We start from the raw sequence: 6,000 nt of genomic DNA, 5'->3' as shown, positions 1-6,000 counted from the left end.
GGTATATCAAGTCATGGAGAATAAAGTTGTTGTTCTGGTCCTAGATGTTGATAGACGAGGTAGGGTCTATAAAGGCATGCAATCAAATTGGCTCACGGCTTTTGGTTGTTGAGCTTTTTGAGTAGGTAATTGCTTATATTTTATCGTTTGTTTTGTTGTTTCGATAACTGTATCAATAGCTGTATTGAAAGAGATGCTTGGAAGGATCTGTGCTGCTTCCAGGACATTACTGATCAATTTGGATTGGTATATCAAGTCATGGAGAATAAAGTTGTTGTTCTGGTCCTAGATGTTGATAGACGAGGTAGGGTCTATAAAGGCATGCAATCAAATTGGCTCACGGCTTTTGGTTGTTGAGCTTTTTGAGTAGGTGATTGCTTATATTTTATCGTTTGTTTTTGCTGTTTTAATAGCTGTATCAATAGCCGTATTGGAAGGGACATATTAAAAAAGGCCGCGGTGTACTTCGCAAGCCAGTCCAAATGAGGTACGCCTTTATTCAGGACAATCAGCAAATATAGCCGATCCGTTGTTTATGTTCAACTCTGGATGTTCATCACAGTGATTATTACGCATGGTTAAAGGTTAAAGCAACCAACCAGTAAAACTGCCAAGAAACGGCAACAACTCTTTGGGTAATTCTGGCTAGAATCTGGCTATCGCAAGATTCACTGTGATTTGAAAGATGTTGGTGAGAGTTACGGGATCAATCAGGTCTATCGGTTGATGAAAGCTAATTGTCTTAAATCATAGCGGGGTTATCGTAAACCTAGATCTCATGCTGGTAATACCGCTGTCGTTGCTGCAAACACTTTAGACCGACAATTTATCCAATTCATCCCAACCAACTGTGGGTGACTGAAATCACTTATATCCGTACGCATGAAGGCTGGTTATATCTTGCGGTGGTGATTGATTTATTTTCGCGTCTTGTGGTTGGCTGGTCGATGAAATCCAGAATCACCACAGACCTGCTTTTAAATGCATTATTGATGGCTTTGTGGCGAAGAAACCCAAAGAACAAAGTCCTGATTCATTCTGACCAAGGCAGTCAATACACCAGCCATGGGTGGCAGACATTTCTCAAGCATCATAATCTTGAAAGCAGTATGAGTCGGCGTGGAAACTGCCATTATAATGCTGTTACCGAGAGTTTCTTTCAGTTGTTAAAGCGAGAGAGGATCAAGATGGATATATGTGTCTAGAATTTTGGTGGCTATTCAGTCCAATAGAATAAAGACATGTTTTTAAACTGTTACCTCTATTTCTACAAAATTAATAAATGATTTTTTATGTTCCTTAGAACATGAATATAAATGAGAAAGGGTAGAGTTTTATAGATGGTTAATGAGTTCTAAGGCTCGTCAGAGCTTTAGAAGGAATGTTAATTAATTTTTATAATTCTTCTTTTAAGATAAAAATTTTTAACTAATTGATTACTATTATATTTATATCTAACTCAAGACAAGCTTTTGTCTTAGGACTATGTTTTACTATTTTAAAAGAACTCTTTGAATTTATAACTGTTGATAACTGCCTAAGCTCTTACACAATTTATTGTATAATATAAAGGGCTGTGGGAAAAAAAGTGTAAAGTATTTCTTGTAAACAATTGTTTTTATAGTAAATGTATATTTAATTTTCATTTCTAAAAAAAGTGTAAAATAATTATCTAATCAATCAAATCTTATTAGCTCGAAACTTTGCGAGCGTATAGCTAAATGCGCTAGCATTTTGATATACCGAGTAATAGTTTGAGCAAACAAACGACTGAACCAGTTTACTATAGAATGAGAGTAACAGAGTGCGTTAGTTGATCTCAAGACAAAATGCTATGTCCAAGAGAAACCCTTACACTTTTCTATCTTAGATAAGGGGGGTATGCTTAAAAAAGTGTATAGTTTGATTTTACACTTTTTTATATTGAAATATTATCAATCAAATACTTAAAAAGAGTAAACAATGGACTTGTGTGAAATAAAGTGTTGACATTGATTTATAATTTTGATACTGTTAATCACATAGGATAGAGGATTATCCCTCACTACTTCATATCCTGACAACATATAAATGACACTAAAAATTAAGACCTATTTAGGTAATCCGATAAATGAATTTACAAGATTTAGTAATAAATAATGCAGTAAAAATAGAGCAAGATGCTCAAGCAAATACAATAACAATTATAGCTAGTGATAGCTCCGAAAAACTTTCAAATCTAATTAAGGATTTTCCAGACAACTGTTATGTAAATAAACAAATTACAGGTTGTGGTGGTACAACATTAGTTATCCGTAATGCAAAAAATTATGTAGTTCTCGTTCCTTACATTAACCTACTTAAATCCAAATTAGCAGACAACCAAGGAATTGTTGATTTAATTGGCGTGTATGGTGATACCGAGAGAGAAGAAATAACAGAATATTTAAAAGACACTTCAAGTTCTAGAAAAATTGTTTGTACTTTTGACTCATTACCAAAACTCCTAACAACACCAGGCTTCAATCCAAAAGCATTTAAATTACTGATTGATGAAGCACATACACTTGTGAATTTAGGTAGTTTCAAAGCAGCTACTTGTGAATATGTACTTCAAAACTATAACAAGTTTGGTTCGTACGTTTTCTTAACAGCGACACCAACAAAACGTGAATATTTTCCTTCAGCACTCGAACATTTACCACTATGTACAATCGAGTGGGGTGATGTTAGACCGGTTAAATTTAACCTTCAAAAAATTGAACATGGCGTAGGTGTAAACAATGCTTTGTTTGGATTGTGCTATGATTATTTGATGGGAACAATTGAAGGCAATGCTCATATCTTCTATAACTCAGTGACAGAAATTGCATCTATCCTAAGTAAGTTGAAAGCCTTAGTTGATAAGGAAACAGGTAAGAATCTGTTTAATCCTGACGATATTAGAGTTGTATGTTCAAAATCAAATTCAAACCAAAAAACATTTAATAGTAAGCTTGGCTTGAAATGGGCAAAGATCAGTGACATCACTTCAGCCCCTGCAAAGATCAATCTGTATACTTCAACTGCTTTTGAAGGTGCAGACATCTTCGATGAAGAAGGACAAACCTACATCATCATTAATGGACTCCGTGATGCTACAAAAGTAGATTTCCATGTACTTGTACCTCAAATTTGTGGTCGTATTCGAAACACAAAATATAATGAACACATTAATCTATTAGTTGGAAATCTACCTGAAGCTGCAAGTTGTACAAAAGAAGAATGGATGCAGGAAGTTCAGAAACGTATCCAAGACAGCGAAGACGTTTTGAATGATATCAAAGAAGGTAAAATGTCAGATGCAGGACGTGAACAATTAAGAAAAGCTGCTGAAGATGACAAGTACACATTCAAAGATGAAAAAGGTGAACTGTATGTTTCAGACGTTGCATTGAAAGCTGAATTACAGGCATACGAAGCACTAGAAGCAACTTATGTGGTACGTGTTGTTGCAGGTGCTGAAGTTAATGAAGATGGATATTCTGCCTCATTTAGAGCTTTACTGACTGATGAAACAAAACATAAAGCATTCGCTCATAAACCTGAAGGTGTAGCTAAATTTTTATCAGGTCATAGCCAGTGCTTTTATGAAACGATGAAAGAATATTGTGAAGCAAGAGATGCAGATAATTCTAAAATTTATAAATTGGTTGATGCAAAGGATGACTATTTCAAAACTGCTTATGATGTTTTGACGCACGACACGATTAGAAAATTTGAATATAGAAAGTTACCAATTGAAAGAGCATTAAAGATTCAAGATGCACAGAAGGATAATGCAACTGAAATTCCGACTTTACTTAATTTGAAAAAGGATGAAGTTATTCTTCGTTCAGATATAAAAGTTCGTATTCAAGATGTTTATAATGAACTTAATATACCTGACAAAGCAAAAGCTACTGATATTGAAAAATGGTATAAAGTTAAAGATACTAGATTAAATACAAAGCCTGCTTTTAAAATAGTTAAAATGTTGTAATTAGAATAACTAAATACAAGTTTTTACATCATTTAATACCTCTAACAATACAGCTATTAAATGAACATCCAAGAGATTGTAGATTTAGTTCAATTAAGTCATGACATTGTTAAGATTTCCTCTATAGAAAGCATATTCATCACCTGCTGCAGTCCAATACGCTGTCAGGGTTTACCCTGGATCAGCCCTGTAATTTTCTAGGCTGAGTGCTACAGTTTCACTCTGGTGGATAAAGCTCAATGGAACTTGTCCTATTCCAATCGTCTGGCACAAAGCCAGACCACCAGGACTTTCATGCGATGGCCATGCTTATTACAGAATAGATAAGCGCAATGTGGTTTGATGTAGCCAAAGGCTCTCATCACCTATGCCATTGCAGTATCCATATCCGCATGCATGTCCATGGGCTGGAGAACGCTTGATTTCATCAATACAGATCATTTAATTATACTAGAGTAATATTTGATATTCAAAAGACTAAGCTATCTAGAGCATCTGCTGCAGTAGAATCCTAATGTGAGCAACAGTCTCTTGATTGCTGGCGGCGGTTCAGTTCTTCTTTTACTGGGGGCAAATGCAGCACTTTTAATAATGGAAACTATGGACGGTATTGAATAGCTAGAAAAAGCGGTGGTTCACCGGATGCTTACAGTTTGAAACGTACCATAAATTAATATTAAAACCAGATATATAAAAAGATATCAACCCGTATAGTTTAGTGCTTTAGAATCTGTATCACCCCCAGTTTAATGCGGCACATCACATCTATAACCTGTTACAAAATAAACAAATATTATTCTTGTAGACTTATATTAATCCTTTATACAATAGAGCTATTGTTACATCTATTTAGGTAGAAGAAGAAATGATAATTACCATTGCCAATCGTAAAGGTGGAGTAGGTAAGACAACACTGGCTACAAACCTTGCTGTAGCCTTGAGTAAGAAGGGGTCTATAGTCCTAGTTGATGCTGATGATCAACAGTCAGCTCTTAAATGGTCTAAGCGTAGAACTCAAAATCCTGTTTATACTGAATACCATACTGGTGATTTAAAGAAGATCCTTTTAGATCTTCAAAAGAAATATGACTATGTTTTATTAGACGTAGCTGGGCGTGACAGTGAAGAATTTAGATCTGCTCTTCAAGTCAGTGATAAGTTAATTGTTCCAACACAACCAAGCCAAGCCGATGTTGAAGTCCTTCCATTTGTATTGAAATTATTTAATACCTATCACAAGGTCAATGAAAAGCTTCAACCATATCTGGTTGTTAATAAAGCTCCATCAAATACAAGATCTACTGAAGTTGCAGATTCAATCGAACTGCTAGGAACACTTCCTAAATTCAAGTTATTAAACACCATTATCCGTGATCGTAAACAATTCCGTGATGCAACGATTCAAGGCTTGTCTGTAATGGAAATGGGTAGCTCTAAGGCTAGAGATGAATTTAATGATTTCTTGGTGGAGATCCTATAATGGTTAAAAATAAGAGTAAACCATCTTTAGGTTTTGGTGATGATCTTGAGGAAATTTTAGAGAATCCTGAAGCGACTGTAGATGATGCTAATGGTCAAGAAGTCGAATACACACGTAATTTAATGTACAAGATTATTCTCACTCCACACACCCAAGATGTGAAGAAACGCTTTCGTAAAGAGCACGGACGTTTAGCATCTGTACCTTTGTATTATGAGGAAGAGAAAGTTCTAAAAGAAGCAGCCGGATTCGTTGGTGAGTCTTTGAATGATTTTATTCGTGATGTAATTCTGAAAGAAGCAAAACGTGTTTTAGGTGCTGAAAAATATAACTTAACACTGGGTAAACCATTTAACCAAACTAAGGTTAAATTGAGTGAAGAGGAGCATCAAAAATTGAGTGAACAGCGCAAGGCTGAACGTAAGAAAAATAAATAATAAAAGTCCATCTCCTAACTTTATCTAACAATATATTAATTCATATAATATTTTCTAATTTCTTTGGTGTGTTCTGCCACTGA

The 6,000-nt window shown here is 35.0% G+C and carries 3 protein-coding genes and 1 pseudogene; all 4 read left to right on the top strand.

Annotation, left to right across the window (positions count from 1 at the left end):
- Window positions 1-443: 443 nt before the first annotated feature.
- Window positions 444-1,196 (top strand): annotated as a pseudogene (locus FTT84_RS18065) (IS3 family transposase); the annotation flags it as partial.
- A 914-nt stretch (window positions 1,197-2,110) separates the two neighbouring features.
- The gene (locus tag FTT84_RS09900; protein WP_100355859.1) at window positions 2,111-4,000 is read left to right on the top strand and encodes a DEAD/DEAH box helicase family protein; all 1,890 of its coding nucleotides are present in this window, start codon (window positions 2,111-2,113) and stop codon (window positions 3,998-4,000) included.
- Window positions 4,001-4,865: 865 nt separating this feature from the next.
- The gene (locus FTT84_RS09895) at window positions 4,866-5,480 is read left to right on the top strand and encodes an AAA family ATPase (protein WP_100355858.1); all 615 of its coding nucleotides are present in this window, start codon (window positions 4,866-4,868) and stop codon (window positions 5,478-5,480) included.
- Window positions 5,480-5,917, top strand: a complete 438-nt coding sequence (locus FTT84_RS09890) for a hypothetical protein (protein ID WP_100355857.1) — start codon at window positions 5,480-5,482, stop codon at window positions 5,915-5,917. The genes FTT84_RS09895 and FTT84_RS09890 overlap by 1 nt, the downstream gene beginning before the upstream one ends.
- Window positions 5,918-6,000 lie beyond the last annotated feature (83 nt).

The organism is Acinetobacter sp. YH01019, assembly GCF_013420285.1.
Classification (GTDB): domain Bacteria; phylum Pseudomonadota; class Gammaproteobacteria; order Pseudomonadales; family Moraxellaceae; genus Acinetobacter; species Acinetobacter gandensis.
This window is presented reverse-complemented; position numbering and strand designations above follow the sequence as displayed.

Coding starts and splice junctions, on each gene's coding strand:
- FTT84_RS09895 (WP_100355858.1), top strand. CDS start 4,866: ATGATAATTACCATTGCCAATCGTAAAGGTGGAGTAGGTAAGACAACA.
- FTT84_RS09890 (WP_100355857.1), top strand. CDS start 5,480: ATGGTTAAAAATAAGAGTAAACCATCTTTAGGTTTTGGTGATGATCTT.
- FTT84_RS09900 (WP_100355859.1), top strand. CDS start 2,111: ATGAATTTACAAGATTTAGTAATAAATAATGCAGTAAAAATAGAGCAA.